We start from the raw sequence: 26,438 nt of genomic DNA, 5'->3' as shown, positions 1-26,438 counted from the left end.
AATTAGTTGTTTACTTATGAACCAAAATTCAAAAACTAATGATGATACGATTGACTTAAAAGAGTTATTTTTCTCTTTAATCGCTCAATGGAAAGTGATTGCGCTTTGTGTCATTTTAACTTTAATCTGTGCTCTACTTTATTTACGTGTAACATCACCGGTCTATTCTACTGATGCAATGGTTCAGGTAGAGGATGGTAAAAGTGCAGCTTCAGCCGCCCTTATGGGTGAACTCAAAGATGTTGCTGGTGGCTTGGGGCAAAAGTCCCCTGCTGATGCTGAAATTGAGATCTTAAATTCTAGACTTGTGCTTGGAAAAGTGATTAATAATTTGAATTTAAATATTCAAATTCAAGATAATGAAAATACTTTTTTACATAAGTTAATTTCCAAAGAAAAAACTCAGCTCAGTTATAGTGCTAAAGCAGTCGATTTTCGAAAAAATCAGTCTAGTTTTTCTATTTTAAAATTAAATATCCCTGAATATTACTATGATAAAAAGCTCATTTTAAAATTTATAGATAAAAAGCAATTTAGTTTAACTTATAAAGACCAAGTTGTATTTAAAGGTATATTCAACCAGCTCAATCAATCTCAAGATAATAAAGGCTTGTGGTCAGTTGAAATTAATAGCTTAAACCCTTTTCAGCAAGACTTTACCATCACTAAATTTGCACTACCTTCCGCTGTTAAACTCCTACAAGAAAATTATTCAGTTGCTGAAAAAGGCAAAATGACGGGGGTTATTGGTCTCAGTTATAGCGGAAATGATCAACAGCATATTACTCAAGTTCTCAATAATATTTTGAGCGTTTATCATGAACAGAACATTGAACGAAAAACCTTAGAGTCTAAACAAACATTAAATTTTCTTGATCAGCAACTGCCAGAGCTTAAACAGCAACTTGAAGAATCTGAGATTAAATTTAATAAATTCCGTGAACAATACAATACTGTTGATGTCACTCAAGAATCCGAGTTAATGCTAAAGCAAAATGTTGAATTGGAGAAAATGCGGATAGAGTTAAAGCAAAAACAAGCTGAATATTCTGCTAAATATACCCCTGATCATCCATTAATGACAGAGATCAACGCGCAACTCACTGCAATTGATAAAAAATCTACGGAACTTAACCAAGCCATTAGACGCTTACCTGAAACTCAACGCTTATATTTACAACTCTATCGCGATGTTAAAGTCAATACCGAACTCTATACCTCTCTATTAAACAGTTACCAGCAATTAAAAATTGTCAAAGCAGGTGAAATCGGTAATGTTCGTATCATTGATACTGCAGTAGAACCTGTTAAGCCGATTAAGCCAAGAAAATTGATTGTGTTAATTCTTTCCATTTTTCTAGGTGGCTTTATTGGAGTAATGATTGCATTACTCCGTAATATGCTTTCATCAGGGATTAAAGATTCAAGCCGAATTGAAAATGAACTTGATCTACCTGTCTATGCTACTGTGCCTCGCTCTCCGATTCAAGAAAGTCGTGTACAGTTACTGAAAAAGAAAAAGTCAATTCCGATTCTTGCGGCTAAAAATAGTGAAGATATTGCGATTGAAAGCTTGCGTAGTATTCGTACCACCATCCACTTTGCTTTAAATAATGCAAAAAATAATATTATTGCGATTTCAGGACCTGCTCCAGAAATTGGTAAATCTTTTATTTCGACCAATCTTGCCGCAATTTTTGCACAAGGGAATAAGAAAGTTTTGTTGATTGATGCCGATATACGCCGAGGGTATTTACATAAATATTTTAGTCATGACACTTCACCAGGTTTAACTGAGTATTTAGCAGGTCAAAGTTCGCTTGAGCAATGCATTGTTCATTCAAATACTGTAAATCATTTAGATTTTCTGCCACGCGGTAAAAACCATAGTCATGCTGCTGAAATGCTTAGTTCAGATCGTCTTAGCGAATTATTGGAACAGCTTTCCCAGCAATATGATCATATTATTATCGATACACCGCCTATCTTAGCAGTAACTGATGGCATCATCATTTCTCAATTTGCAGGTGTAAATCTTGTGGTTGCACGATATGCAAAAACACAGATGAAAGAACTCGAATTAACCATCAATCGCTTTGAACAGGCGGGAAGCAAAGTGAATGGTATTATTCTCAATGATGTTCAAGCAACTGCTGGAGGTAATTATGGCTATAATTATGCTTATGCCTACACCGTATCAAAAGATGACTGATATCAAATGAGTAGCAGAAAAGCCAGATTAAATCTGGCTTTTTTGTGTCAATTTTTTGATCAATTTAACTGTATATTTTTAGTTGTCGCCATCAGATAACTATATCGTTTATGATGAAGAAGTTATATGCTTGAGCAGATTATGCTAATGATCAAATTAGCCTCTTAAAAGATTAAAATTTGGAAATTTTTATGAGTAAAGCCTTACCCATCGCAATTGCTGTAATCTTAGGTGGTGCTGCACTTGTACCTGTTTATTATGCATCTCAACATCCTGCTGATGTAAACAGTCATTCAATGTCAAAAAATGCTAAACCTGTAGAAAAAATTAGTTATGCACTTGGTTATGAAGTTGCGAGCCAAACCCCACCTGAAGTCGATGTGAATACATTTATCAGCGGTATTCGTGATGGTCATGCTAAAAAACAACGTGCCTATACAGATGAAGAATTACAAGCTGCGTATGTTGACTTCCAAAAAGAAATGCAACAAAAGCAATTACAACAAAGCAAAGAAACAGCTTCATCAAATGACTCATTCTTAGCTGAAAATGCGAAAAAAGAAGGTGTTAAAACAACAGCTTCAGGATTGCAATATAAAATCACCAAAGAAGGTACAGGTAAACAGCCTGCTGCTACTTCACAAGTTACGGTACATTACAAAGGTCAGTTGTTAGATGGCAAGGTATTCGACAGTTCATATGATCGTGGTCAACCGGTTGAGTTCCCTTTAAACCAAGTGATTCCAGGTTGGACTGAAGGTTTACAGCTCATGAAGGAAGGCGGTAAAGCAACCTTATATATCCCTGCAAAATTGGCTTATGGTGAACAAGGTGTTCCTGGCACGATTCCTCCAAACAGCACTTTAATTTTTGATGTTGAACTTGTTAAAGTTAAATAACATTTAAGAAAAGGAGAGATTTACTCTCCTTTTTTGGATTTTAATTATGAAAAAAACACTTATTGTGCTTAGTCTTAGTATGCTGAGTAGCGCAGCTTTCTCAGCACCGATTAACAATAAAAGCTCCCAACAAGATCAACTGGGTTATAGCTATGGTTATGTCATGGGACGTACCAATGCTGACACCTTAAAACAAATTAATTTAAATGCCTTTATCCAAGGCATCAAAGAAGGTTCTACCGGTCAGAAAGCAAGCTTAACTGATGAAGAAATGGCAAAAGCACTTGCACAATATAAACAGCAAACCGAAGCAAAACAAATGCTAGAGTTTAAACAAGCTGCAGATGTAAATGCCAAACAAGGTGAAGCTTTTCTTGTAGAAAATGCGAAGAAAACAGGTGTAATTACTCGCCCAAGCGGTTTGCAGTATAGTGTTTTACAACAAGGTACTGGAAAATCACCCTCTGCAAAATCTAAAGTCTCTGTAAACTATGAAGGTCGTTTATTGGATGGCACTGTATTTGACAGTTCTTTTGCACGAAATGAAGCGGTAGAATTTCAAGTTAGCCAAGTGATTCAAGGTTGGACTGAAGGTTTACAACTGATGAAAGAAGGTGCGAAATATCGTTTCTTTATTCCAGCGAAACTTGCCTACGGCGAGATTGGTGCGGGTGATGCGATTGGCCCAAACAGCACATTAATTTTTGATGTAGAACTATTAAAAGTTTTACCTTAAGTTAAAGGTGAAATAGCTTTTAAAATAAAAACATCGCTCAATCGCGATGTTTTTTATACTCTAATAAAAAATCTTATCGCATTTCATAGACGTAAATTCATCCTTGGTCAAACTTACAGTACTGTATCTATATTTAGAATTTAAACTCTATCCCATACAATGGCGATATCCTTGTCACCATGCGCTAGATACATCACTTATGATTAAATGATGCTCAAAGTAAAAGCTGTCTCATTTATATGCTGTTGATTGGTCTTAATTTTAGTGCTTTAAATGTCTTGGTCTAAAACCTGCTGCAAGTAGAGCGATACCATAAGCCACAATACCGACCAAGCATAACCCAACAACTTCAAGAATTCGAAGCCATTGTGACGCTGTGCCATCATACCAAGTTAAAGCAAACCATAGCGCGCCAATCATCACAATATTGGCTATGGCAAATTGAACAAATAATTTTTTCCAGTGTGCACCAAAACGGAAAATATTTTTCTTATGTAAATAAAAATATAACATCCCAGCATTGACCAAGGCTGAGCCTGAAGAAGCAATGGCTAAGGCCATATGCTCTGCTTGCCAATCAATCAATTTAAAAATACCAATAAAGATAACGTTTAAAATCGCATTGGCTGCAACAGCCATTAAGCCGACGCGTACAGGTGTTTTGGTGTCCTGAATGGCATAAAAACCTGGTGCAAAGACTTTAATCAACATAAATGCCAGTACACCACCACTCATACATTGCAGTGCCATAGCTGTCATTTGCGTATCACGTGCATCAAAAGCACCATGCTGGAAAAGTGCTTGAATGATTGGTGTAGATAACATGAACAAAGCAATGCTGGCTGGCACACCCACCAAGACAATCACGCGTGCAGCCCAATCCAGCATTCTACGGAACTTGGCCTGATCTTGTTCTGCTTTACTCACGGAAAGGGACGGAAGAATCACGGTACCAATCGCAACACCAATCAATCCAAGTGGCAACTCGGTCATGCGTTCAGCACTATATAACCATGACACCGAACCATCTTGCATGAATGATGCCCAGATTGTATTTAACAATAAGTTAATCTGAGTGACTGATACTCCAAATAAAGCGGGCAACATCAGTTTTAGAATTCGATCTACACCCTCATGTTTAAAATCAACTTTAGGTGGAATCAGTAATTTTTTATTCCATAATTCAGGGATTTGAATGGCAAGTTGTAAAACCCCTGCCGCAACCACAGCCCATCCTAAAGCCATGATCGGTTGAGCCATATGCGGGGCTAACCACCAAGCACCAGCAATCATTGCCACGTTGAGTAAGACAGGCGAAAACGCTGGAGAAGCAAAAGACCCATAACTATTCAAAATACTGCTGGCAAATGCAGTCAACGACATAAACATCAGATAGGGAATCGTCAAACGAAACATATCTACAGCCAAATCAAATTTTGCGGGATCGTTATGAAAACCGGGTGCATAGACATACAAGATCACAGGTGCAATGATCATACTGATCAAGGTTAACAGTGACATCACCATTAACAGGCAGCCAAACACACGACTAATGAGAATCTGAACTTCCGCATGCATTTTTGTAGTTTTATATTCGGTGAGTACGGGAATAAAGGCTTGCGAAAAAGCCCCTTCTGCAAATAAACGCCTGAAAAAATTGGGAATACGAAAAGCAACCACAAAGGTGTCAAAATCCTTACCTGCCCCAAACACATTGAGCAAAACCATATCTCTGACTAAGCCCAAGACTCGTGACAACATGGTCATTGCACTGACAATAAAGGTGGATCGCCACAGCGCCATCGTATTCACCTAGTTAAAATAAAGTCGCTATTGTAATTAAATATTCTTAAAATTGCGTTGTTAAATCATAAACAGACGTTTATTTACTTCACTTGTTCTATCTTAATTTTTTTCTGATTCAAACTTTCTCTAAACTTCTGCCATTGAAAATGTGGTCCAGGATCAGTTTTACGTCCTGATGCAATATCAGAATGTCCTGTTAAATGATGATCTGTTTTTGGATAAGCGCGTTGCAAAGTGGCAACCACATCAACCAGTTGTTGATATTGGATCGCTTCAAAATCGCGATCATCACTTCCTTCAAGTTCAATCCCAATTGAATAGTCATTACACTCAACTTTACCCAGATAAGCTGAACGTCCGGCATGCCAAGCCCGATCATTAAAATTAACAAACTGGATAATTTCACCAGTTCTTAAAATCAATAAATGTGCAGAAACCTGCATACCCTCGATGGTTTGAAAATAAGGATGGACTGACCAATCCAGTTGATTTTGAAAAAACTGTTCAATATAACCACCACCAAATTGTGACGGTGGCAAACTAATATTGTGAATCACAATCAGCTGAATCTCTGTATTTTCAGGGCGTTGATTATAATTGGGAGATGGAACTTGTCTTGCGCCAATCAATTGACCATTCACGACCTGAAACTGTGGTGCAGATTGCATATCTTATTCCTACAGAATTTTTCTATTTTCAATAAAGCTGATTTTCAATATTTTAGTGTAGTCTCGGGGCTGTTGACAATTCGTCTATGTTTGCGGCGACGAGTATTTTTTAGGTGATACAAGGCACGAGATACGAAATTTAGTCATTCTAAATGATGAGAAACATCGTTTCGCAAGGTAACATGTAGCACCAAAAAATACTCTAGTCCTCAGCTTCGACTTTCACTGCGAATAAAGTAATGCTTTGTTCTTGTTCAGATTATGACTAAAATTATTTCAGTCTGTATTATGAAACTTAAAAATAGTCTCACTATTCTCATTCATGTTTTACGATGTATACGTCTCGTGCTTAATTTGGACCGACAACGCAAACTATTTATGAAATGTTAACAGATCCTTATCTGTATAAAATAAAAACTTCTTCAAACTTGCAACGACAGTGCTAATATATCGCTCAGTTTTTAAGGGTGACTAAAATAGGGATATCCATGAGCATACCTGAATCTTTGCTTGAACAATCTATTCAAATTAATATTCAACAAGCACTCCAAGAAGATATTGGCGATGCTGATATTACTGCCCTACTTACACCAGAAGATGAGCAAGCGACGGCTACGATCATTTCGCGTGAAGATATGGTCTTGGCGGGACAACCTTGGGTCGATGCACTGATCAAAGCGTATGATCCAAGCGTACAGATTACTTGGCTTAAAAATGATGGTGACTGGGTTAAAGCCAATGAAACCATTTATAAATTGGCAGGTTCTGCGCGTAGCTTGCTGACTGTTGAGCGTCCTGCATTAAACTTTGTGCAAACCCTGTCTGCAGTCGCAACCAAAACGGCTGAATATGTAAAATATCTAGAAGGTACAGCAACCAAATTATTAGATACACGCAAAACTTTGCCGGGTTTACGGATTGCACAAAAGTATGCAGTTGCTGTAGGTGGCGGGCAAAACCATCGCCTAGGTTTATTCGATGCGTTTTTAATTAAAGAAAATCACATCATGGCTGCAGGTGGTATTGCTCAAGCAATTGCCAAAGCGCATCAAATCGCACCAGGCAAGCCTGTTGAAGTCGAAGTTGAAACATGGGATGAACTGAATCAAGCACTTGAAGCCAAAGCCGATATCGTCATGCTAGATAATTTTAGCCAACAACAAATGATTGATGCAGTTAAACATGTTGCAGGGCGTTGTAAATTAGAAGCTTCTGGGAATATAACCCTTGAGAATTTAAGTCAAGTTGCACAAACAGGTGTTGACTATATTTCGATGGGTGTATTGACCAAAGATGTTAAAGCGATTGATTTATCTATGCGTTTTAATGCCTAATCACTCAATCATATTCGGTCATAAAGCAGTATCTATATACTGCTTTTTTTATTACAAAATATAACGATGAGTCAATAAATAATCAGCTAATTTTATGCAAAAGATCTTCTAAATAACAATCAAATTACGTGTACCAACAAAAGAGATAAACAATGAAAAAACATATTTTATATTCATCACTATTCACATTATCTATTCCGATCCTGAGCCATGCAGACACAGTCAATGTGCATGTGTTAAGTGCAACAGTCAAAGATCAAAATATTGCCAATGCTGAAGTAATTTTGCAAAAAAATGGTGAGCGCTCTGCCTCAAGTTCTACCAATACAAGCGGCCGAGCCTCAGTCAATAGTAACACTATAGACAGTTCAGATAATTTACTGATTATCAAAAAATCAGGTTATTCAACACTGGTTGCAAAATGTCCATGTGATGGCATGACCTACGCCTTAAGTCCTGTACTCAAAGATCTCAACAGTATGCGAATTGTACTGAATTGGGGGCAAAACCCTTTAGATCTCGATTCACACTTAAGCTATAAAAATCAGCATGTATATTGGGACAGTAAACAAGGTTTGGCTGCAAATCTGGATGTGGATGACACCGACTCTTATGGTCCAGAAACCGTCACTATCGATAAACGTTTAGAAGGCCAATATTATGTGTATTCAGTACATGACTTTTCTGATCGCACTCAACCAACTACGACCAATTTATCCAATAGCCAAGCCAAAGTCATGGTCTATGCAGGTGAATCACTGATTCGTTCTTATTATATTCCAACTGGTCAAACGGGTAATTTATGGACTGTATTCCGCATTAGCCCTGAAGGTGAAATTCAAGATATCAATCGTATTTCAGGAACCACGGTTAATGCAAGCCAAGTAGGTTCAACAGTATCAAATTATCAAAATCAAACCACTCGGGTAAATATTGTTCCTGTCTCAGCAGATGCGCAAAAACGAGCCAAGACACTTAATTTAAGTGCGGATAAAGCCTATCAAAACAACCAGATTGAACAAGCTGCGATGCTCTATCAACAGTCTATCGACTACAATCCAAATGTTGGCCAAACCTATAGTAATCTTGCTGTTGCTTATCAAAAGCTCAATCGTTCCTCAGAAGCTTTATGGGCAAATCAAAAAGCCATTGCTTTGGCGACCAATAACAATACCAAAGCTTACTCTCACTATAATATGGGTAAAATCTATGAAAATAATCAAGATTATGCCCAAGCTAAGCAACATTACCAATTAGCCAATCAATACAAACCAAGCGCGACTTATGATGAAGCAATACAACGTGTAAGCCAGTAAAAAAATTGCCCAAAGGATATCTACATTCTTTGGGCAAGTTTGATGCTTTAGTTTGCTATTTTTAATTGATTAGTTTTAATTTTGCTTACAAAACAAGCAGTTTTTACATAGAAAAGCCGTCTGAATAAGCCTATAATCTTTGGCTTCCAATACATTCCTGTAATTAGGCCAATGAAGACTTTGAAACAACAAGTTTTGTTTTTACTTGTCGCTTTTTTATCTGTATTTGCTTTTTTCTTATACCAAGAAGATATCACGCGTTTCTTTCAATTACGTGACATCTATCTAAAACCACGTCTGTATAAATATGGTTTTTCAATTCTCTTAAACTACGCCTTTATTAGTTTATTTTATTTAATCTTAAGAAAAACCTTTGCGACCATTTTACTCAGTCAATTTATTATTTTTTTACTGAGCTTTATCAATATTAAGAAAGAGCAATATCTTTCTGCAAGCTTGGTTCCTAGTGATTTTTTATTATTCAAAGAAACCTTTATCGCCTCTCCAATCATGCTCAAAATTGCAGTCTTTGCAGCAATTGCAGTGTTTATTGGACTATTTGTATTTCTCTATAAAAAAGAAAAATTAGGGACGAAGCCTCTTCTCCTGACAAACAGCATTTTATCTTTTGCCATCCTTGGTTTCTTTATCACTGCGAATTTTAAAAATAATTTTAGTGAAGCTTGTGCCAACGCAGCAAAAAACTCAATTTGCCAATATGCAAAATATCTACCCAATACCCGTAGCGACTGGATTGGTGATCATTTAACCATTAAATATTTAAGTTTTTCGACCTTCTTTTTTTCCAAAACGGTTGATGGGTTAAATAATAAAATTTTCCAAACACAAGTCATCCCTGAAGAAAAAGTTGCCGCTTTTTATCAACCGATGGCGTTTGAACATGATGAAAAATCTACATCGAATCTAGCATCAGATGATCCGTCACGACAAAAACAATTGCCAAATATCGTTTTTGTGATGAGCGAATCGCATTGGGATGCCAGAAAATTAGACAAAAGCATTCCACCTAACATCACCCCAACAATTGCTAAAAATCAAGTCTCTAGCTTATTGTCTCCAAGTTTTGGTGGAGGAACTGCTAATGTTGAGTTTGAAGTATTAACCAGTCTAAATACCTATTTAAATCATAATGAACTGGCTTATGTCTCAAAATTAAAACGTCCAACTTATTCATTACCGATGTATTTAAATACATTGGGTTATGAAACAACAGCAATGCATAATAATGGTAAATACTTTTATAACCGCAGCGCAGTTTATCAAAACCTAGGTTTTAACCGTTTTACTTCAATTGAAAATATGATCAACATGGCTGACCGTGCTAAATATATTAATGCTGCGGGTTGGGCTACTGATGATTTAATTTATAACAGCATTGAAAATCAGCTTAAAAATACTGATAAACCGCAATTTATCTATGCGATCAGTGTTGAGAATCATCCAATGTACAGTGATGATCGCTTTGGTAAAGACCATTTTAAAATCACTAAAGATGGTGTGAGTGAGAGGAGTAAACGCGCGCTGAATACTTATTTAACAGGCATGCAACGTGCTGACGATAAATTTAAAACCCTGATTGAGCATGTCAAACAGCTTGATCGCCCAACAATTGTGATTTTCTTTGGTGACCATTTACCCAACTTACAAAGCGTTTACGATGAGTATGGCTTCTTTAAATCAGAGCAAGAAAAAGCTGAGAAAAAAGATGTGCGCTTCTTTGAAACACCGCTTGCAGTTTGGGCAAACTTCCCCATTGATCAAAAGCAATTTAAAGGGCCTTTTGTGGCAGCACATTTCTTAGCACCCAAAGTATTAGAAGCTGCGCATATTCCCCTTTCACCTTACTATGCTTTTGTGAATAAAGTGAGCGCTTGTTATACGACCGTGCATCAGACAGGCACGCAAACGCAAAAATCTTGTGAATTTGATCAAACAGAGATTCTACAACAGTATAAAGACATGAATATGGATGTGTTAAATGGTAAGAATTTCACTTATCAGATGTTAAAATCTAAAGCTGAAAGCTAGTCCTGCCCAAATGATCAAGAAGATTCTCCAGAGTCTTCTTGATCATGCTGCTGTTCAGGATGTTGTTGCGGTTCATTATTTTTTGCGTCAAATTCTTTGCTTTCGAAATCTTCACGGCGTGGATCTCCAGCCATCAAAACAAAGGTAATCACGGCGAATAGAACAATGAGTATTTTCATAAGCCTGCCATTTGCTAAAGTTTGAAATATTCTAAATATCGGTTGATGAAAAGATTTGTAGAGTCTGTATACGAAACAAGGGATTTCAGCTGATTTATGTATCTATTGAAGTAAATAGATGATTGGAATCTTAATCATGTAAGTTTGCGCAAATGATGTGGTCTTCTATCAACTCAAAAATAAGGTGCAAAGCGCACCTTATTTAAATCATAGAAATTCAGCTATTTAAAATTAAGATTCTATAAATCCCATATAAGGGTCAGAAAATGAGTCTTTACCCGTTTCAATACGCCCAGCAAAACGGCGTTTAAAGGTGCTATCGCCCTCTATTGTTACAGTAAAATCATACCAACCACCGAAATCAGACATATTCCAATTCAACTCCTTTTCTGTAGAAGCCGTTTCGATATTCCATGTCTTATTGGGTAGATAAGCATTGGCTTTCACGGTCAATTTTGCTGTTTTCGCAGCGTCATTACGAACTTTTAAATAGAGTTTAGGATCACATTCTTCAACACATACACGCACTTCTGGCAATGCATCTATTTGTGCAGACTTGACTAAATCTCCTACAAAGCCACGATGGAAGCCATTTGGGCCCAACACCCATAAATCATATAGTCCATTTGAAGCTTTCCATACATCGTCCAATTGCTTACCAGCTTCAACCATATAACGACGAGGAATCGCATCTAAATTCAATTTGTCATAAACATGGAAAACTGCGGCGTGTGTTCCTGTATTGGAGAACATTAACTTCACCGTTTTTGTTGCCACATCAACTTTCGCACTACTATGTAAAATATAAGGCAATGCCCGAGACAATCGTGTTCCTAACTCTTGAACAGGATAGACCTGACTTAAAGGAAGGGAAACTGGCGGCAATAATGCTTGCGCATTACGAATCGCATCTGCATCATTCTTGGTTTTTTTACCTATCAAGTCCGAAATAGCGGTGGTATTTGGATTTTTAAAGTCAAAAGCTGTGGTTAAATCACCACATACAGCACGGCGATATGGACTAATATTCGGTTCTTGCACGCCAAAACGTTGCTCTAAGAAACGAATAACAGACGAATGATCAAAAACCTGTGAATTTACCCAACCACCACGGCTCCACGGAGAAATCACATACATAGGTACGCGTATTCCTGGACCATAGACTCCTACACCATTACTGACTTTAGGATCAGTAAAGTTAGGTTGCCCTGCTGAAGCTTTAGGATGCGTAGCGTATTCATATGAGATTTGTTCATCACTCAAAGTGGTTTTACCTTGCATTACACCTGAAGCATCTTTTGAAGGTGCGCTTGGTGATGGAACGTGGTCAAAAAAGCCATCATTTTCATCAAAGTTGACCAATAAAACCGTTTGACTCCAAATCGCAGGGTTTTCCGTTAAAGCGTTTAAAACTTCCTGAATATACCAAGCACCTTGTACAGGGCTTGATGGTCCTGGATGCTCACTATAGGCCGCAGGTGCAACCATCCAACTGACTTGAGGTAATTGACCTTTGGCAATATCATCTTTAAATGAAGCAAGAAATCCACCATCAGGCATCGTATTGGCAATCCCTTTATACAATGGTTGTGTTGCATCAATTGCGGGATCATAAGCAGGACACGTGCTGTCATTGTTTACAGGTTTACCGGATAATTCATTGGCACGGCGATACTGTTTAAAGCCCGCTAAAGGATTGTCGGTAAAGTTATCTGGCATATTTTGATAAACTTTCCACGTCACACCCGCTTGTTGTAGGCGCTCAGGATAGGTTGTCCAATCATAGCCTGTGCTTGATGCACCAATACTGTCCAAGTCATTGACGACACTGGCAACACCCGCAGCTTTAGGACCATTTGAACCTGTCCATAAGAACATACGATTCGAATTGGTTCCTGTATGCATTGCACAATGATATGCATCGCACAGAGTAAAGGCGTTGGCAAGTGAGAACTGAAATTCAACTTCTTTTTGTTTGTAATATCCCATAGATTGGGGTTGTTTATATTGCACCCAATTGCCCATACGGCCATGGTTCCAAGCAAATTGCCCATCTGTCCATGAGTGTGGCGTACCGCTAACACGTTGTGCATTGCCACGCGTGCTGTCTAAATGGTAGGGAAAGATTTTGTTCTTATCTTTATCGTATTGTTCCCAAATCTTACGGTTATCAGATAGCGGAATGGTAAAACGATCACCAAAGCCACGAACTCCTTTTAACGTTCCAAAATAATTATCAAACGAGCGATTTTCTTGCGTCAAAATGATGACATGTTTTACGTCTTTAATCGTGCCTGTTTCGACTTTGGCGTCAATGGCTAAGGCTTTTTGGATGCTGGCTGGAAAGCTGGCTAAAGCGGCTGTACCAAATATTGTTTTTGTTGAATTGACTAAAAAATCACGACGGTTCATCTCTATTTCCTTATTTTTTATTATGGTGCGCAATGTACTTTACAAGCAGCGGGTGGCTGTGGATTCGTCGTTGAGCTTTCATTATCATCATTACAAGCACTGAGTAAGACACTCAGACTGGTCACTAAAATCAGCAAAAAATTTCGCATTGTCCTATCCATGAAATAAAGGTAGGGATAGTCAATACAACTGGTATGACGCTAGAGTGAAGTTTTTATGGCAGTTTGATGAATATTTACTAAAATATGATAAATATCAAATATTTGTTTTAATTTATAAATAGACGACTTAGGTTAAAACCATTTTATGCAATAAAAAACGCATCCGAAGATGCGTTTTTTTTATAAAAATATATCAATATTTTAGAATTACCAACCAAGCGCTTCTTGTTGTTTTTTTACCAATTCCTGAATACCTTTTTCAGCCATTTCAAGCATTGCATTGGATTGAGCGCGGGTAAATGGTTTTTCTTCTGCAGTCCCTTGAATTTCAATAAACTCACCTGCTTGAGTCATCACCACATTCAAGTCAGTTTGACAGTTAGAATCTTCTTCATAACAAAGATCAAGCAATACTTCATCTTGATACATGCCGACAGAAATCGCAGCAACGAGACCTTTTAATGGATCATGCTTAATTTTCTTTTTCTCAAGAAGTACATTCATAGCATCAATTAATGCAACCGCAGCACCCGTAATTGCAGCAGTACGTGTACCACCATCTGCCTGAATCACATCACAGTCGATGGTAATGGTGTTTTCACCCAATTTTTTCAAATCCACCATTGCACGTAAGCTACGACCAATCAAACGTTGAATTTCTTGAGTACGACCAGATTGCTTACCGCGAGCAGCTTCACGGTCGCTACGTGTATGGGTAGAACGTGGCAACATACCGTATTCCGCAGTCACCCAGCCTTGGCCCTGACCTTTTAGGAAACGTGGCACTGAATTGTCAATACTTGCAGTACACAGCACTTTTGTATGACCAAATTCAACCAATACTGAACCTTCCGCATAACGGGTGTAGTTACGGGTAATTTTAACTTCACGTAATTGATCTAATGCACGTTGGTCGATACGCATAGCTTGTCCTTATGGGATTCAAAAAATATTGCGACTTATTATAACAGATCACAGAGCGATGGTTTTGTTACAAGATGGTGGTTTTTGAAATTGCTCGCTAAATCTATATGTGGCGACTTAAATAAACTTCTATACAAACAGATATACAAACCACGTTTTAAAATTTTCGAAATTTAGCTAAACATTTAAATGATGCTTATCAGCGTAAGCAACAACAACTTGTTGATATTTAAAGGCTGTATAAATGCATATATTAAAGGCTATCTTGATTCCAAGTTTTATCTAAGTCTTTTAGGTGGTTATACGCTTGTTCAAACTCAGTAAAACTGAATGTCAGAATGGGGATGGAACAAGGGTTTTCCCAAATAACAGATGTTATAACATCATGTATATATCCCCATGCTAGTCCAAACCGAATCCACTTGACTTCAGTTTGAGTAACGACTTGCTCTACCATGATGACACTACATCCAAGATCTAAATCATCGGGACAAACTAAAAGAGGAAAAACCGTTGAGACAGCACCATATTCAGAAAATTCAGGTTTAAGAAGCTTCCAAGCATTACTTAAGGCTTTATTATCTTCATAATCATATAGCCATCCTTGTGCTGGGACTAAATTATCTGCACGTTCAATGATATTAGTATTTCCGTGTATCCATATATTTAGCGGAATATTGTCAATTGCAAGAATAGGAAATGATTTTGAGTGACCATTTGCATCATGGACGCATCCGCTAATCGGATGTTCGCTTAAAAGGATGGCTGAAATGAAGTGCATATATTGATTAAGTACTTTCAAAAGATTCTAAAATCAACATAGCACAGCTTATACAAAAAATTAAAAATCACTGAATCTAAAAGATAATTTTAAAGACAATAAAAGAACCTTATTTAACTCAATAAGGTTCTTCTAACAATAATTGAGGATCTATTTTAAACAGCTATTACACCAGTTGAATGAAGCGAGATAAACACCTTAGCAACCCCAATCCTTACACATCGCAAAAACTTTATTTAAGCAAAAATACCCTTCAACTTTTGTAAAGACTGAGTAATAGTCATTGTTAAACTATTTGGCAAAGAACATTTGGCTAAACGCACCCATACACTGCCAAACTGTTTCAGGAAATCTGCTTCATTATAGTTAATGCCATATTCTGCACATAAAGCTCTAATTTTTGGAGCAGCTTCTGAATAACGATTGGCTGGCATATCAGGAAACAAATGATGCTCAATCTGATGACTTAAATTCCCACTCAAAATATGCAACCAGTCTGTTCCAGTAAAGTTACTAGAACCACGAATCTGACGTAAATACCACTCAGCACGGGTTTCATTTTCCACATTGTCAGCTTCAAAAGTCTCTGCATCTTCAGTGAAATGACCATTAAAAATCACCGCTGAAGACCACAAACTGCGGATCACATTGGCAATGGCATTCCCAGCTAAAACAGGTAAAGCATTGGGTCCTGCAATCACAGGAAAAAACACATAATCTTTTAGAATTTGACGGCGGGCTTTTTTACGAAATTTTGCCGCATCTGCCCAGACCTGTTTCCAGGTTTTTGTTTTATAGATCAGCGCATCTTCCAAATGTAGATTTTGTAAGCCAACATACCATTCAAAAAACACCATCAATTGAATCGCTAAAGGAATATTAAACAAAAAGCGCGGTTCCCATTTTTGTGATTCACTAACGCGGAGTAAACCATAACCCACATCATGATCTTTACCCACAATATTGGTATAGGTGTGATGTACATAATTATGTGTATATTTCCAATCATCACCTGTTGCCATGGTATCCCAGTCGTAGTTTGCACCATTCAAACTCGGATCATTTAACCAATCGAATTGACCATGCATAACATTATGACCCAGCTCCATATTTTCCACGATTTTGGAAATCCCCAACAATCCCGTGCCCACCACCCAAACAGGTGGAATCCATCCGCCAAACATCAACATAGCACGTGAAGCAATTTCACTATAACGAACAAAATTACGGATTTTATAAATATACTTGGCGTCTTGTTCACCTAAACTGTCCATGATTTCACGACGGATTTCATCAACACGGCGACCAAATTCTGCGGTTTGTTCTGGGTTTAAATGTTTCGATTTACTGTTTGGAAAAGTAACTGACATATTCATTGTCTTGCTCCTCAGCGCTTCATTTTTAGAAGCCTTAGCTGAATTTTGGGTACAACTTCCTACGCCTAGGTTCAACAGACCGAGAAGTTGTTTTAATTTATTGAAATGATTGTTTTAATTTACAGATTAATGACCACAGGGCTTATCGCTTGGCTGATACACAATTTGATCTGTGTATTTGAAGCATGGTCAATTTCACCTGTCAGCATATTTTTGGTCGAACCACTCACTTTGGTACAAGTACAGGTATTACAAATCCCCATACGACAACCATGAGTTGGCTTTAATCCCGCTTGTTCAGCACTTTCAAGTAGGTTTGATTTCGCAGCAAACTCTTGTTGTGAGCGTAAAAAAACAATCGGTTGTGCTTCTAGGCTTTCATCTACCGCAATCTGGAAATACTCTTGTTTCAAACGATCTGTGATATTCAAATCTTGAAAAATTTGATTGATGCTTTGCATCATTGCACGTGCACCACACGCATAGCTTTGACGCTGTTGGAAATCAGGAACCAAACTTTGCAATAACTCGATGGTTAAATGCTGCTTTTGTTGAGCGGTGTGAATATAGTGATAATTTAACAATGCGTGTTGCTGATAAAGCTGCTCTAGATCTGCATGAAAAGCCTCATCACGACTAAAATAAATTAAATCAATTGGACGATTTGAATCTTTAAGTGCTTCAAGCAACAAAGAATGGATTGCGGTAATTCCACTGCCTGACGCAATCAATAACAATGGCGATGCATCTTGAGCTAAAACAAAATCACCTTGAGCTTGTGACAGTTCTACAATGCTACCAAAAGCCATTTGGCTCAATGCATTGGAGACTTTACCCTGCTGTTTTACAGCAATGATCATATCGCCATTATTCAAAAATTTAACCACAGAATAACTGCGTTGTTGACGTACACCCGCAATTTCAACAGTTACAAGAACAGATTGTCCCGCTTTAAACTGCTGATGCTTAAAATTACGATTTGGACGTAATTGAATTTGATAAAAATCAGGGCTTAATGCACGAGTTTTAATAATCGTGGCTTTTACCTTTTTCCAAGCCCAAACAGGATTGATCTTTTCAGCGATAAAATCGACAAAATCCTCACGAACCCATTCTGGCTGATACTGCATATAGCTACTCATGTGACGTTCCTCTTTGTGCTTGCTATTTATTGAGTGAACAAACGTTCTTTTAGTGAACATATGTACACTATAATCATTTTTTAAATTCAGTCAACAGCTGTACACTGACATTCGTCGTTTAATTTGTTTTTATTTTTGATAGACTCATCACAACAAAAATCTTTGGATATCAGAATGTCGATACGCGATGAACGAAAACAACAAAGCCGTCAGGCTTTACTTGATGCTGCTTTAACCCTAAGCACATCGGGTCGTTCATTTTCGAGTATCAGTTTGCGAGAAGTTGCCCGTGAAGTCGGTTTGGTTCCAACAGCGTTTTATCGCCATTTCCAAGATATGGATGAATTGGGTAAAGAGCTGGTGGATCAAGTTGCGCTGTATTTAAAGAATGTCTTGCATCAATTAGGCAAAGGCCTAGCGCATCCTGAAGCAAAAACCAAAACCAGCATGGCGCTGTTTTTTGAGGCTGTAGACAGCAGTCCGCAACAATGGATTTTTATGATCGCGGAACGTTGGGGTGGTTCAGAGGTGGTGCGTAAAGCCATTGCTCGTGAAATTGACTTCCTAAATGATGATCTTGCCAACGCATTAAAAAAGTTTGAAGTTATCGCAAATTTTCATGATGAAAATGATTTAAAAGTGATCACCAATATTTTGATTAATTTATCTTTTACTTGGGCAATGTCATGGATCAACTTATCTCGCCAATACTCAGGCATCGAACTTGAGTTACAAAAAATGGTGCTTAAAAAACAATCGGTGACGCAAATCCGCTTAATTTTTAAAGGCATCGAAAATTGGGACCGAGATAGAGCTTAATTTATCTCCTAAACTCGTCTGTATATCACCAGCAATAAAAAAACCCGCAATTCAATTGCGGGTTTTAAAAACAGCAAAGCTTATTTGGCTTTACGTTCTTTATTGATCAGATAGTCAACAACTTGCGTCACTTTACCATCTTCACCTTGAACCACATATTTACCATTTACCACAACAGCAGGTACCCCTGAAAGCTGGTACTGTTGTGCCAATTGGTTTGATTCAGCAATTTTTGCAGTGATCGCAAAAGAACTATACATACTGTTAAATTTCGCCTCAGGCACACCGTACTGAGTAAAGAATTTAGCAAAAGCATCTTTTTGTAGAACTTGCTGATTACCTGCATGATTGGTATGGAATAAAGGCAAATGCGTACGTTTACGTACACCCAATGCTTCACTCACATAATATGCACGAGCACCTTGTTCCCATAATGGATTCATTGCTGCAGGTGTACGGATAAAGTTAACATCTTTAGGAATCTTCTTTAACCACGCTTGCATATGCGGTTCTAATGTAAAGCAGTGAGGGCATCCATACCAAAAAAACTCACGTACTTCAATTTTACCTGGAACTGAAACTTTTCCTGGGTTTTGCACCACGGTATAATCTTTACCTGCAACAAAATCGGCAGCCATGGCATTTACAGAAAACGCCATCACCATGGCAGTCATGCCACCTAAAATAAATTTTTTCATTGACTTTATTGTCCTCGTAGTCATCTCGTATAGCTTATGCATTCACTATAAAACAAATATGGGAAAATCGTTTTCCTTCTGTGAAGTTTTTTACACGATTCATCGCTTTTTCTGGATTTATGGTTACACTAGGGTCTGTTGATATTTCATAAATAGACGAAGTGTTAACAAACACTAGCATAACTGAACTTAATTTTTGATTAAAACAATTTACTTAGAGGTGCCCGGCATGTCGCAACTTAATGTTGATCCACAGGAAATTGCTAAATTTGAAGCACTTGCTGCTTTATGGTGGGATCAACACTCTGAGTTCAGACCTTTACATCAAATCAATCCACTGCGTTTAAATTGGGTTGATGAACATGCCAATGGTCTTACAGGCAAAAAAATTCTTGATGTGGGCTGTGGTGGCGGGATTTTGGCTGAAAGTATGGCACGTCGTGGTGCCGATGTTTTAGGTATCGACATGGGTGCAGCGCCATTAAATGTGGCTCGCTTACACGCTGAACAGGAAAATGTTCAAAATATTGAATATCGCCAAGTTCCTGTGGAACAACTCGCAGAAGAACAAGCTGGACAATACGATATTGTTACATGCATGGAAATGTTGGAACACGTTCCTGATCCAGCGTCTATCATCCAAGCGTGTCAAAAGTTAGTTAAACCAAATGGTCATGTGTTTTTCTCAACAATTAACCGTAATCCTAAGTCTTATTTATTCGCAATTATTGGTGCGGAATATGTATTACGTTTATTGAAAAAAGGCACCCATGATTATCATAAATTTATTAAACCGTCTGAACTTGCAGATGACATTCGTAACTCAGGTTTAAAACTTAAAGATATGACTGGCTTACACTACAATCCACTCACAAAGCATTACTGGCTTGCGCCCAATGTTGATGTGAATTACATGGTTTATACTGTGAATGAAGGTGTTTGATGCAAGCTGTTCTTTTTGATTTAGACGGGACACTGATTGATACGGCTGCGGATTTTATCCGTATTATTCAAAATATGTGTCGAGAAGAAGGACGTGCAGTGGTTGATGCGGATTTGATCCGCACTCAGGTGTCTGAAGGCGCTCGTGCAATGGTAAAACTGGTTTATCCAGAACTTGAAGTGGATGATCCAGTCTTTTTAGCGCATCGCCAACGCTTTTTAGATCAGTATGGTGATGACATTGCTGTAGACACAGATCTGTTTGCGGGTATGTATCCACTTTTGGCAGAGTTAGAAAGTCAACAGATCCCTTGGGGTATTGTGACCAATAAACCACGTTGGTTAAGTGAATCATTATTGAACGCATTGAACCTCACACAACGTTGCGCTGTTCTGGTCTGCCCTGAAGATGTCGCTCAGACCAAACCAGATCCTGAGCCAATGTATCTGGCGGCAAAGCAAATTGAGATTGCACCTGAACAATGTATCTATGTGGGTGATCATCCGCGCGATATTGATGCAGGACGTAATGCGCAAATGTATACAATCCTCGCAGCATATGGTTATTTACCATTACAGTACAAAGATAATTTAAATGCTTGGCAAGCTGACTGTATCGTAGAGAATGTCGATGAATTACATCAAGTTATTCGAAAACTTGTGAATAGTTAAAGCCCAAGAAAATCATTCAACTTACCCAACAACATGATAAATAACACTGAAACATCTTGAATATGATGTTTCAATGTTTTTATATAGAAGATAGCGCTGTTGGCACTTCGACTTGCTTTACGAGAAGCAGTACTTTTCTAACAAGGCAAAGTAAGACATATAAAATTTAATCATTCTAAATGATGAGAAACATTGTTTAATCGGGTAACGACATTGCGTCTAAAGCCTAAATGACATCATAACAACTATAGGAGGTCTCCCATGAAGTATTCAGAATATCAACCTCGCCCAGATTTATTGAAGGATAAAATTATCCTCATTACGGGTGCGGGAGACGGTATTGGACGTGCAGCTGCGCTCAGCTACGCCTTACACGGCGCAACAGTCGTGTTACATGGCCGCACGCTCAATAAACTTGAAGTCATTTATGATGAAATTGAATCACTTGGTGCCCCGCAACCTGCCATTCTTCCTTTGCAGCTTTCTACTGCCTCTTCACGTGACTATGAACTGCTCGTCGATACTCTAGAGCAACAATTTGGCCGCTTAGATGGTATTTTGCATAATGCCGGAATCTTAGGCGAGCGTGTTGAGTTGGCACATTATCCAGAAGAAGTCTGGGATGATGTTATGGCGGTGAATTTACGTGCACCCTTTGTGCTCACCCAAGAATTACTGCCTTTACTGGAAAAATCTGAAAATGCATCAGTCGTTTTCGCCAGCTCTGGTGTAGGACGCGAAGCACGTGCGCAATGGGGCGCTTACTCAGTTTCAAAGATTGCGATTGAAGCGGTTAGTAAAATATTTGCCAAAGAAAATACTTATCCAAATATTCGTTATAACTGTATCAACCCAGGTGGGACCCGTACCGCTATGCGTGCCAAAGCTTATCCTGATGAGGATCCAAAGGTTTTACCATCACCTGAAGCCATCATGCCTGCTTATCTCTACCTTATGGGAGATGATAGCCTTGCGTTGAATGGTGAGAGTATCGACGCACAAGATTAGGGTCTATTGACATCTCTCTTTCTCCACACTTTTCGAAGTGTGGAGAAAATCATAAGGGATTCTGTCATTTAAAATATTGGTCATAGAGTCAAAATAAAAATTTAATAAAAGCCCATATAAAAATCGTTTTACCCAATAAAAATGATAATTTTATTCAGTTTCTTAAATAACAACGCTTACTCTATAGTGGTACTCAAGTTAAGCAGATCAATTTGAGGCGTTTTTTTATGAAAGATTTAAAACATAAAGTAGAGATGATTCGTTCTATCGAACAATTACAGCTCCCAAATCAGTTTATTCAGGCCTTAGATGATGCCCATCAAGCTAAAGAGATGATCAAAGCAATCAATTGTTTAAAGCAGATGAATCAGCAGTGGTATTAATCATTCAGGCTCAATTTATAGCGGGGTCATCTCTCTAAGCCTGCATACAAGTTTATTTTCATAAATATTTACATTTTTTAGTCACATATTCCGCTAAAAAAAATTTGCTGCGATGCATTACAGCTCAAAGCTTTGCAATAACCCTTTTCACTTTTACATAAATATGTTTTTATTATGTCTGTCATTTTAAATGAAAAACTGAACTTTCTTCACAGTTTCTCTGCAATTTAGCAGTACAGTAGTGAGGTCAAAATAAACATATTGAATAAGCGAGGACGATTATGAAAAAGATTTTAGCGATCATCGCCATCTCTTTATCAACGCTGTTGACGGCTCAGATCAGCAGTGCAGGTCCTCATTTTGACGATGACAATGGTTTTGATCGTGGCAAAAGTGACCGTGGAGATCGTGGACGCAATCATCGTGATCGTGGTAATGACGATGACAACATTCAAGAACAACGTCGTGAACGTGAAGAACGTGGTGTAAAACGTTTGCAACAGCACAAATGGCAAATGGGTTATGTAATGCCACAGCATTATCGTGGTAATAGTTATAAAGTTGATTATAAAGAAGAAAATCTTCCAAAACCTTCACGTAATCAACAGTGGTATAAGATTAACAATGACTATATCTTGGTCGACTCAGACAATAATAATATTGTGAATATCCGAGGGATGTAGTTTTTAAATATTTTGGTTTCATAGGCTCAAACACCTTTTTGTTTGAGCTTTTTTTTGTCTAAATTTCAGCTTTTACAATCTGTTTTTAAAAAACGATAGAAACCTCCATAAAATTGACAATTAGATGATATTTCTCCATTTTTTATCTTAACTTAAATTGTAATTTGAATGATCGGATAAAGCATCCGTCTGAAAAGGTCGATTCAAATGAGAAAAGTTCTAAGCGCAATCACACTATCACTCAGTGCCTTAGTTGCTACTTCAGCAATGGCTGACTGGGATCATGGTCAAAATCATCGCCCTGTTGCATCACATGAAAAATTTGAATGGCGAGAAGGTGTCATTTTACCTGATCGTTACTATGACAATCGCTATTACGTAAATGATTATCATGCATACAAAAACCTGCATCAACCGGCTAAATTTGAACGCTGGTATAAAGTAGATGGTCATTATGTACTGGTTAATGAGCGCAATCATCATATTATCCGTGTGATTCGATAATATCCAAACTACATATTTACAGCCCAAATTCTTTTTTGGGCTTTTTTATTTATGAAAAGAAAAATCCCAATGGGTCTCTTCATCAAGTCTTCATACATTTCACAATTCACCTAAATCTTGCTCACCGTTTATCTCAAATTATTGAGTAATTTGATTAGATCAAAGGACAAAAGTTCAATTCAGGTGAATCAAATGAAAAATATCTTAACGACACTGGCTTTATCGATGAGTGCGCTGATTGCAACATCTGCGATGGCTGCACCGCATGATTATCATCGAAATGATCACAATCGCTATCAACAAAACCATTGGGATCATAAATATGACAATCGTTGGAATAACAACAACCATTATGGCAACCGGGTAAATTCGAGTCAGCGCTGGCGCTCTGGGCAATACTTCCCGACTCAATTCAATTCGTCGCGTTATCATGTCAATTATAAAAACTACCGCCAGTTACCTAAACCTGGAAGATATCAGCAATGGTATAAAGTAAATGGTGATTATGTGCTGGTAAATGAGCGAAATAATCGTATTATTCGTGTGATTGGTTAATGTCTATATTTTAACTTTTAAACCCAACTCAGCTTGGGTTTTTTCACATTTTGAGAATATGATTAAAATCTAATTGATTGGGCAAATAAATAAACTACATACTTTCATTTATATCTCCATAGTTTCTCTATATTTTACGATTAGATTTAATCTGAACTGGTTAATTATTGAATTAGCTAAAAAGGCAAATATCCTCAGTAAATTGTTCAAAATGAAAAGATTAGATTATGTCATTTCAATGAACAGTAATCCTTAAAATATTTGGTTTTTAACTCAATAATCCAATCTGAATCGCAACACTCATATGACCCTTTTGCACTCGTCCTCCCACGTTCGAGTGCTTTTTTTATTGATTAGGGTCTGTTGACATTTCATAAATGGCTTGCGTTGTAGAATAAAATTGAGCATGAGACGTATACGTCGTAAAGCAGGAAACGAAGGGAATAGCGAGACTATTTTCGAGTTTCATAACGCAGACTGAGATAATTTTAGCTACAATCTGAGCAAGAACAAAGCATTGCTTTGTTTGCAGCGCAAGGCGCAGCAGGGGGACTAGCGTGTTTTTTTGCCGCTACTTCGTTACGATCTACTCATTTAGAATGACTAAATTTCGTATTTCGTGCCTCGTATCACCTAAAAAACCGCATAGTCGCAAACATAGACGAATTGTCAGCAGACCCTATTATTCTTGCACTATTTTTGTTTAGAATCGCTGTATCGCAATCATCAATACTGAGATAGGCATGCAAACCGACAGTTTAGAAACAATACAAAGCACAACGCAAGAATACGTGCATTGGTTTCGTCACTCTGCACCCTATATCAATGCCCATCGTGGTAAAACTTTTGTATTGATGTTTGGTGGTGAAGCTGTTGAACATGAAAATTTTCAGCATATTATTCATGATATTGCGCTACTGCATTCATTGGGCATACGACTCATTTTAGTCCACGGCGCTCGCCCGCAAATTACGGCCAACTTGCTTCACAATAAAATTCAAAGCCCGATCCATATCAATCGTCGTGTCACCACACGTGAATCGCTGCCTTGTGTTATGAGTGCCGTTGGTTCGATTCGTCTACAAATCGAAGCATTATTGTCTATGGGGCTTGCCAATTCACCCATGTTTGGCGCACGCATTGATGTGGTCTCAGGTAATTTTGTCACAGCAAAGCCCTATGGCATTCGTGATGGTGTCGATTTCAAACTCACTGGCGAAGTCCGCACGATTGATACTGAAGCCATTCAAGGCCATTTAGGCAATCAAAATATTGTGTTACTTGGCCCTACAGGGTATTCCACCACGGGTGAAGTATTTAACTTACTTGCAGAAGAAGTTGCGACAAAAACGGCCATTCATATCAAAGCCGATAAATTGATTTTTTTAGGCAATCAACAAGGCTTAATGGATGAATATGGGCAATTGAGACGTGAAATTACCCCGCAGCAACTCGATAAGCATATTGAAAAATACCAAGATTCAAATTTTGAAATCGCTTTGCATTTGTACAATGCAAAAGAAGCCTCACTAAAAGGCGTAAATCGCGTTCATCTGCTTTCCTATAGCGATGATGGTGCATTGATTAAAGAGCTCTTCACCCGTGATGGACATGGCACCATGATCACCGATGCCCATTATGAAGAAGTTCGTATGGCAAATATTGGCGATGTTGGCGGTTTGATTAATCTATTACGCCCTTTGGAAGATGAAGGTATTTTAGTCTATCGCTCACGCGAACGTTTAGAAAATGAAATCGAAAAGTTTGCCGTCATTGAGCGAGATGGAACAATTCTCGCCTGTGCAGCGCTCTACCCGATTCCATCAACAGACAATGAAGTGCAATCGGCCGAAATTGCTTGTGTAGCCGTACACCCAAGCTATCGCAAATCTAATCGTGGTAGCCAAATTTTGCATTTCCTAGAAGAAAATGCACGTCAATTGGGTATTCAACAACTGTTTGTATTAACCACGCGTACCGCACACTGGTTCTTAGAACATGGATTTGAACTGTCCAATGTTGATGATTTACCCGAAGCCCGACAAGCGCTGTATAACTATCAACGTAATTCGATGGTGTTTAAAAAATCAATTGCTTAAAATTGATGAATTTTTTTATTCTCAATCAATTATCACATTTGCTGCTAAGCTTATCGCTATAGATTCCATCAAGCAGAATA

General features: G+C 37.9%; 25 protein-coding genes. 15 read left to right on the top strand and 10 right to left on the bottom strand.

All coding sequences use genetic code 11. The features are described 5' to 3' along the window. Positions 1–16 precede the first annotated feature (16 nt). The 3 genes from L3V46_RS00355 (at position 17) to L3V46_RS00345 (ending at position 3,847) form a co-directional block, all read left to right on the top strand. On the top strand, positions 17–2,212 hold the full coding sequence (locus tag L3V46_RS00355) for a polysaccharide biosynthesis tyrosine autokinase (RefSeq protein ID WP_239044675.1): 2,196 nt from the start codon (positions 17–19) through the stop codon (positions 2,210–2,212). Between the two features lie 191 nt (positions 2,213–2,403). Then, a complete protein-coding gene (locus tag L3V46_RS00350; RefSeq protein ID WP_004723516.1) occupies positions 2,404–3,111 on the top strand; it encodes an FKBP-type peptidyl-prolyl cis-trans isomerase in 708 nt (235 codons plus the stop codon). Positions 3,112–3,157: 46 nt separating this feature from the next. Next, positions 3,158–3,847 (top strand): FKBP-type peptidyl-prolyl cis-trans isomerase, encoded by a 690-nt coding sequence (locus tag L3V46_RS00345; RefSeq protein ID WP_034614777.1) that lies wholly within the window; start codon positions 3,158–3,160, stop codon positions 3,845–3,847. Between the two features lie 261 nt (positions 3,848–4,108). Here L3V46_RS00345 and murJ read toward each other — a convergent pair whose 3' ends face one another. Together murJ and ampD are read right to left on the bottom strand one after the other, a co-directional pair. Further along, entirely contained in the window at positions 4,109–5,659 is a 1,551-nt protein-coding gene (murJ, locus tag L3V46_RS00340) for a murein biosynthesis integral membrane protein MurJ (protein WP_239044674.1), read from the bottom strand. Positions 5,660–5,733: 74 nt separating this feature from the next. Further along, positions 5,734–6,321 (bottom strand): 1,6-anhydro-N-acetylmuramyl-L-alanine amidase AmpD, encoded by a 588-nt coding sequence (gene ampD / locus L3V46_RS00335; RefSeq protein WP_004823619.1) that lies wholly within the window; start codon positions 6,319–6,321, stop codon positions 5,734–5,736. 488 nt (positions 6,322–6,809) lie between these two features. Between ampD and nadC the strand changes: the two genes are divergently transcribed. The 3 genes from nadC to L3V46_RS00320 all read left to right on the top strand — a co-directional run bounded on the left by nadC (position 6,810) and on the right by L3V46_RS00320 (position 11,020). Then, the gene (gene nadC, locus L3V46_RS00330; RefSeq protein ID WP_096735418.1) at positions 6,810–7,655 is read left to right on the top strand and encodes a carboxylating nicotinate-nucleotide diphosphorylase; all 846 of its coding nucleotides are present in this window, start codon (positions 6,810–6,812) and stop codon (positions 7,653–7,655) included. A 152-nt stretch (positions 7,656–7,807) separates the two neighbouring features. Continuing rightward, complete coding sequence (locus L3V46_RS00325; protein WP_239044673.1) at positions 7,808–8,971, top strand: tetratricopeptide repeat protein; 1,164 nt, start codon at positions 7,808–7,810, stop codon at positions 8,969–8,971. A 171-nt stretch (positions 8,972–9,142) separates the two neighbouring features. Then, on the top strand, positions 9,143–11,020 hold the full coding sequence (locus L3V46_RS00320) for an alkaline phosphatase family protein (protein WP_239044672.1): 1,878 nt from the start codon (positions 9,143–9,145) through the stop codon (positions 11,018–11,020). A 14-nt stretch (positions 11,021–11,034) separates the two neighbouring features. Here the strand turns inward: L3V46_RS00320 and L3V46_RS00315 are convergent, their stop codons facing one another. From L3V46_RS00315 to L3V46_RS00290, 7 genes are all read right to left on the bottom strand, one after another. Further along, a complete protein-coding gene (locus L3V46_RS00315) occupies positions 11,035–11,199 on the bottom strand; it encodes a hypothetical protein (RefSeq protein WP_234624139.1) in 165 nt (54 codons plus the stop codon). 231 nt (positions 11,200–11,430) lie between these two features. After that, the gene (locus tag L3V46_RS00310) at positions 11,431–13,611 is read right to left on the bottom strand and encodes a phospholipase C, phosphocholine-specific (protein WP_239044671.1); all 2,181 of its coding nucleotides are present in this window, start codon (positions 13,609–13,611) and stop codon (positions 11,431–11,433) included. A gap of 20 nt (positions 13,612–13,631) precedes the next feature. Continuing rightward, a complete protein-coding gene (locus L3V46_RS22825) occupies positions 13,632–13,760 on the bottom strand; it encodes a hypothetical protein (RefSeq protein ID WP_262087376.1) in 129 nt (42 codons plus the stop codon). Between the two features lie 219 nt (positions 13,761–13,979). Next, positions 13,980–14,696 carry a ribonuclease PH gene (gene rph, locus L3V46_RS00305; RefSeq protein WP_004723527.1) on the bottom strand — a complete coding sequence of 239 codons (717 nt, stop codon included), beginning with the start codon at positions 14,694–14,696 and terminating at the stop codon, positions 13,980–13,982. Positions 14,697–14,949: 253 nt separating this feature from the next. Next, positions 14,950–15,477: a hypothetical protein gene (locus L3V46_RS00300; protein ID WP_239046740.1), complete on the bottom strand. Its 528-nt coding sequence runs from the start codon at positions 15,475–15,477 to the stop codon at positions 14,950–14,952. A gap of 236 nt (positions 15,478–15,713) precedes the next feature. After that, entirely contained in the window at positions 15,714–16,847 is a 1,134-nt protein-coding gene (locus L3V46_RS00295; RefSeq protein ID WP_171066922.1) for an acyl-CoA desaturase, read from the bottom strand. Between the two features lie 125 nt (positions 16,848–16,972). Next, a complete protein-coding gene (locus tag L3V46_RS00290; protein WP_239044670.1) occupies positions 16,973–17,995 on the bottom strand; it encodes a ferredoxin reductase in 1,023 nt (340 codons plus the stop codon). Between the two features lie 174 nt (positions 17,996–18,169). On the opposite strand from L3V46_RS00290, the gene L3V46_RS00285 reads away from it, so the two are divergent. Then, positions 18,170–18,814, top strand: a complete 645-nt coding sequence (locus L3V46_RS00285) for a TetR family transcriptional regulator (RefSeq protein ID WP_096735426.1) — start codon at positions 18,170–18,172, stop codon at positions 18,812–18,814. 80 nt (positions 18,815–18,894) lie between these two features. On the opposite strand, the gene L3V46_RS00280 is transcribed toward L3V46_RS00285, so the two are convergent. Continuing rightward, a complete protein-coding gene (locus tag L3V46_RS00280; protein ID WP_004723532.1) occupies positions 18,895–19,512 on the bottom strand; it encodes a thiol:disulfide interchange protein DsbA/DsbL in 618 nt (205 codons plus the stop codon). 229 nt (positions 19,513–19,741) lie between these two features. Between L3V46_RS00280 and ubiG the strand changes: the two genes are divergently transcribed. The 8 genes from ubiG to argA all read left to right on the top strand — a co-directional run bounded on the left by ubiG (position 19,742) and on the right by argA (position 26,358). Then, positions 19,742–20,455: a bifunctional 2-polyprenyl-6-hydroxyphenol methylase/3-demethylubiquinol 3-O-methyltransferase UbiG gene (gene ubiG / locus L3V46_RS00275; protein WP_004723533.1), complete on the top strand. Its 714-nt coding sequence runs from the start codon at positions 19,742–19,744 to the stop codon at positions 20,453–20,455. Then, positions 20,452–21,126: an HAD-IA family hydrolase gene (locus L3V46_RS00270; protein ID WP_239044669.1), complete on the top strand. Its 675-nt coding sequence runs from the start codon at positions 20,452–20,454 to the stop codon at positions 21,124–21,126. Before ubiG ends, L3V46_RS00270 begins: the two co-directional genes overlap by 4 nt. Before the next feature lie 261 nt (positions 21,127–21,387). After that, complete coding sequence (locus L3V46_RS00265) at positions 21,388–22,134, top strand: YciK family oxidoreductase (protein WP_004723535.1); 747 nt, start codon at positions 21,388–21,390, stop codon at positions 22,132–22,134. 227 nt (positions 22,135–22,361) lie between these two features. Next, the gene (locus L3V46_RS00260; protein ID WP_167468963.1) at positions 22,362–22,517 is read left to right on the top strand and encodes a hypothetical protein; all 156 of its coding nucleotides are present in this window, start codon (positions 22,362–22,364) and stop codon (positions 22,515–22,517) included. A gap of 281 nt (positions 22,518–22,798) precedes the next feature. Then, positions 22,799–23,200: an RcnB family protein gene (locus L3V46_RS00255; RefSeq protein WP_034614751.1), complete on the top strand. Its 402-nt coding sequence runs from the start codon at positions 22,799–22,801 to the stop codon at positions 23,198–23,200. Positions 23,201–23,407: 207 nt separating this feature from the next. Further along, a complete protein-coding gene (locus L3V46_RS00250; protein WP_239044668.1) occupies positions 23,408–23,704 on the top strand; it encodes an RcnB family protein in 297 nt (98 codons plus the stop codon). A gap of 192 nt (positions 23,705–23,896) precedes the next feature. Continuing rightward, the gene (locus L3V46_RS00245) at positions 23,897–24,259 is read left to right on the top strand and encodes an RcnB family protein (protein WP_239044667.1); all 363 of its coding nucleotides are present in this window, start codon (positions 23,897–23,899) and stop codon (positions 24,257–24,259) included. 743 nt (positions 24,260–25,002) lie between these two features. Further along, positions 25,003–26,358 (top strand): amino-acid N-acetyltransferase, encoded by a 1,356-nt coding sequence (argA, locus tag L3V46_RS00240; RefSeq protein ID WP_239044666.1) that lies wholly within the window; start codon positions 25,003–25,005, stop codon positions 26,356–26,358. Positions 26,359–26,438 lie beyond the last annotated feature (80 nt).

Source organism: Acinetobacter sp. AG3, assembly GCF_022343575.1.
Lineage (GTDB): Bacteria > Pseudomonadota > Gammaproteobacteria > Pseudomonadales > Moraxellaceae > Acinetobacter > Acinetobacter guillouiae.
This window is presented reverse-complemented; position numbering and strand designations above follow the sequence as displayed.

Bases quoted from the DNA above. Each gene is read 5' to 3' on its own strand.
- ampD (WP_004823619.1), bottom strand. From the start codon at position 6,321: ATGCAATCTGCACCACAGTTTCAGGTCGTGAATGGTCAATTGATTGGC.
- argA (WP_239044666.1), top strand. From the start codon at position 25,003: ATGCAAACCGACAGTTTAGAAACAATACAAAGCACAACGCAAGAATAC.
- L3V46_RS00315 (WP_234624139.1), bottom strand. From the start codon at position 11,199: ATGAAAATACTCATTGTTCTATTCGCCGTGATTACCTTTGTTTTGATG.
- L3V46_RS00345 (WP_034614777.1), top strand. From the start codon at position 3,158: ATGAAAAAAACACTTATTGTGCTTAGTCTTAGTATGCTGAGTAGCGCA.
- rph (WP_004723527.1), bottom strand. From the start codon at position 14,696: ATGCGTATCGACCAACGTGCATTAGATCAATTACGTGAAGTTAAAATT.
- L3V46_RS00265 (WP_004723535.1), top strand. From the start codon at position 21,388: ATGAAGTATTCAGAATATCAACCTCGCCCAGATTTATTGAAGGATAAA.
- nadC (WP_096735418.1), top strand. From the start codon at position 6,810: ATGAGCATACCTGAATCTTTGCTTGAACAATCTATTCAAATTAATATT.
- L3V46_RS00320 (WP_239044672.1), top strand. From the start codon at position 9,143: ATGAAGACTTTGAAACAACAAGTTTTGTTTTTACTTGTCGCTTTTTTA.
- L3V46_RS00250 (WP_239044668.1), top strand. From the start codon at position 23,408: ATGAGAAAAGTTCTAAGCGCAATCACACTATCACTCAGTGCCTTAGTT.
- L3V46_RS00245 (WP_239044667.1), top strand. From the start codon at position 23,897: ATGAAAAATATCTTAACGACACTGGCTTTATCGATGAGTGCGCTGATT.
- L3V46_RS00285 (WP_096735426.1), top strand. From the start codon at position 18,170: ATGTCGATACGCGATGAACGAAAACAACAAAGCCGTCAGGCTTTACTT.
- ubiG (WP_004723533.1), top strand. From the start codon at position 19,742: ATGTCGCAACTTAATGTTGATCCACAGGAAATTGCTAAATTTGAAGCA.
- L3V46_RS00355 (WP_239044675.1), top strand. From the start codon at position 17: ATGAACCAAAATTCAAAAACTAATGATGATACGATTGACTTAAAAGAG.
- L3V46_RS00255 (WP_034614751.1), top strand. From the start codon at position 22,799: ATGAAAAAGATTTTAGCGATCATCGCCATCTCTTTATCAACGCTGTTG.
- L3V46_RS00350 (WP_004723516.1), top strand. From the start codon at position 2,404: ATGAGTAAAGCCTTACCCATCGCAATTGCTGTAATCTTAGGTGGTGCT.
- L3V46_RS00300 (WP_239046740.1), bottom strand. From the start codon at position 15,477: ATGCACTTCATTTCAGCCATCCTTTTAAGCGAACATCCGATTAGCGGA.
- L3V46_RS00325 (WP_239044673.1), top strand. From the start codon at position 7,808: ATGAAAAAACATATTTTATATTCATCACTATTCACATTATCTATTCCG.
- L3V46_RS22825 (WP_262087376.1), bottom strand. From the start codon at position 13,760: ATGCGAAATTTTTTGCTGATTTTAGTGACCAGTCTGAGTGTCTTACTC.
- L3V46_RS00260 (WP_167468963.1), top strand. From the start codon at position 22,362: ATGAAAGATTTAAAACATAAAGTAGAGATGATTCGTTCTATCGAACAA.
- L3V46_RS00290 (WP_239044670.1), bottom strand. From the start codon at position 17,995: ATGAGTAGCTATATGCAGTATCAGCCAGAATGGGTTCGTGAGGATTTT.
- L3V46_RS00280 (WP_004723532.1), bottom strand. From the start codon at position 19,512: ATGAAAAAATTTATTTTAGGTGGCATGACTGCCATGGTGATGGCGTTT.
- L3V46_RS00295 (WP_171066922.1), bottom strand. From the start codon at position 16,847: ATGTCAGTTACTTTTCCAAACAGTAAATCGAAACATTTAAACCCAGAA.
- L3V46_RS00310 (WP_239044671.1), bottom strand. From the start codon at position 13,611: ATGAACCGTCGTGATTTTTTAGTCAATTCAACAAAAACAATATTTGGT.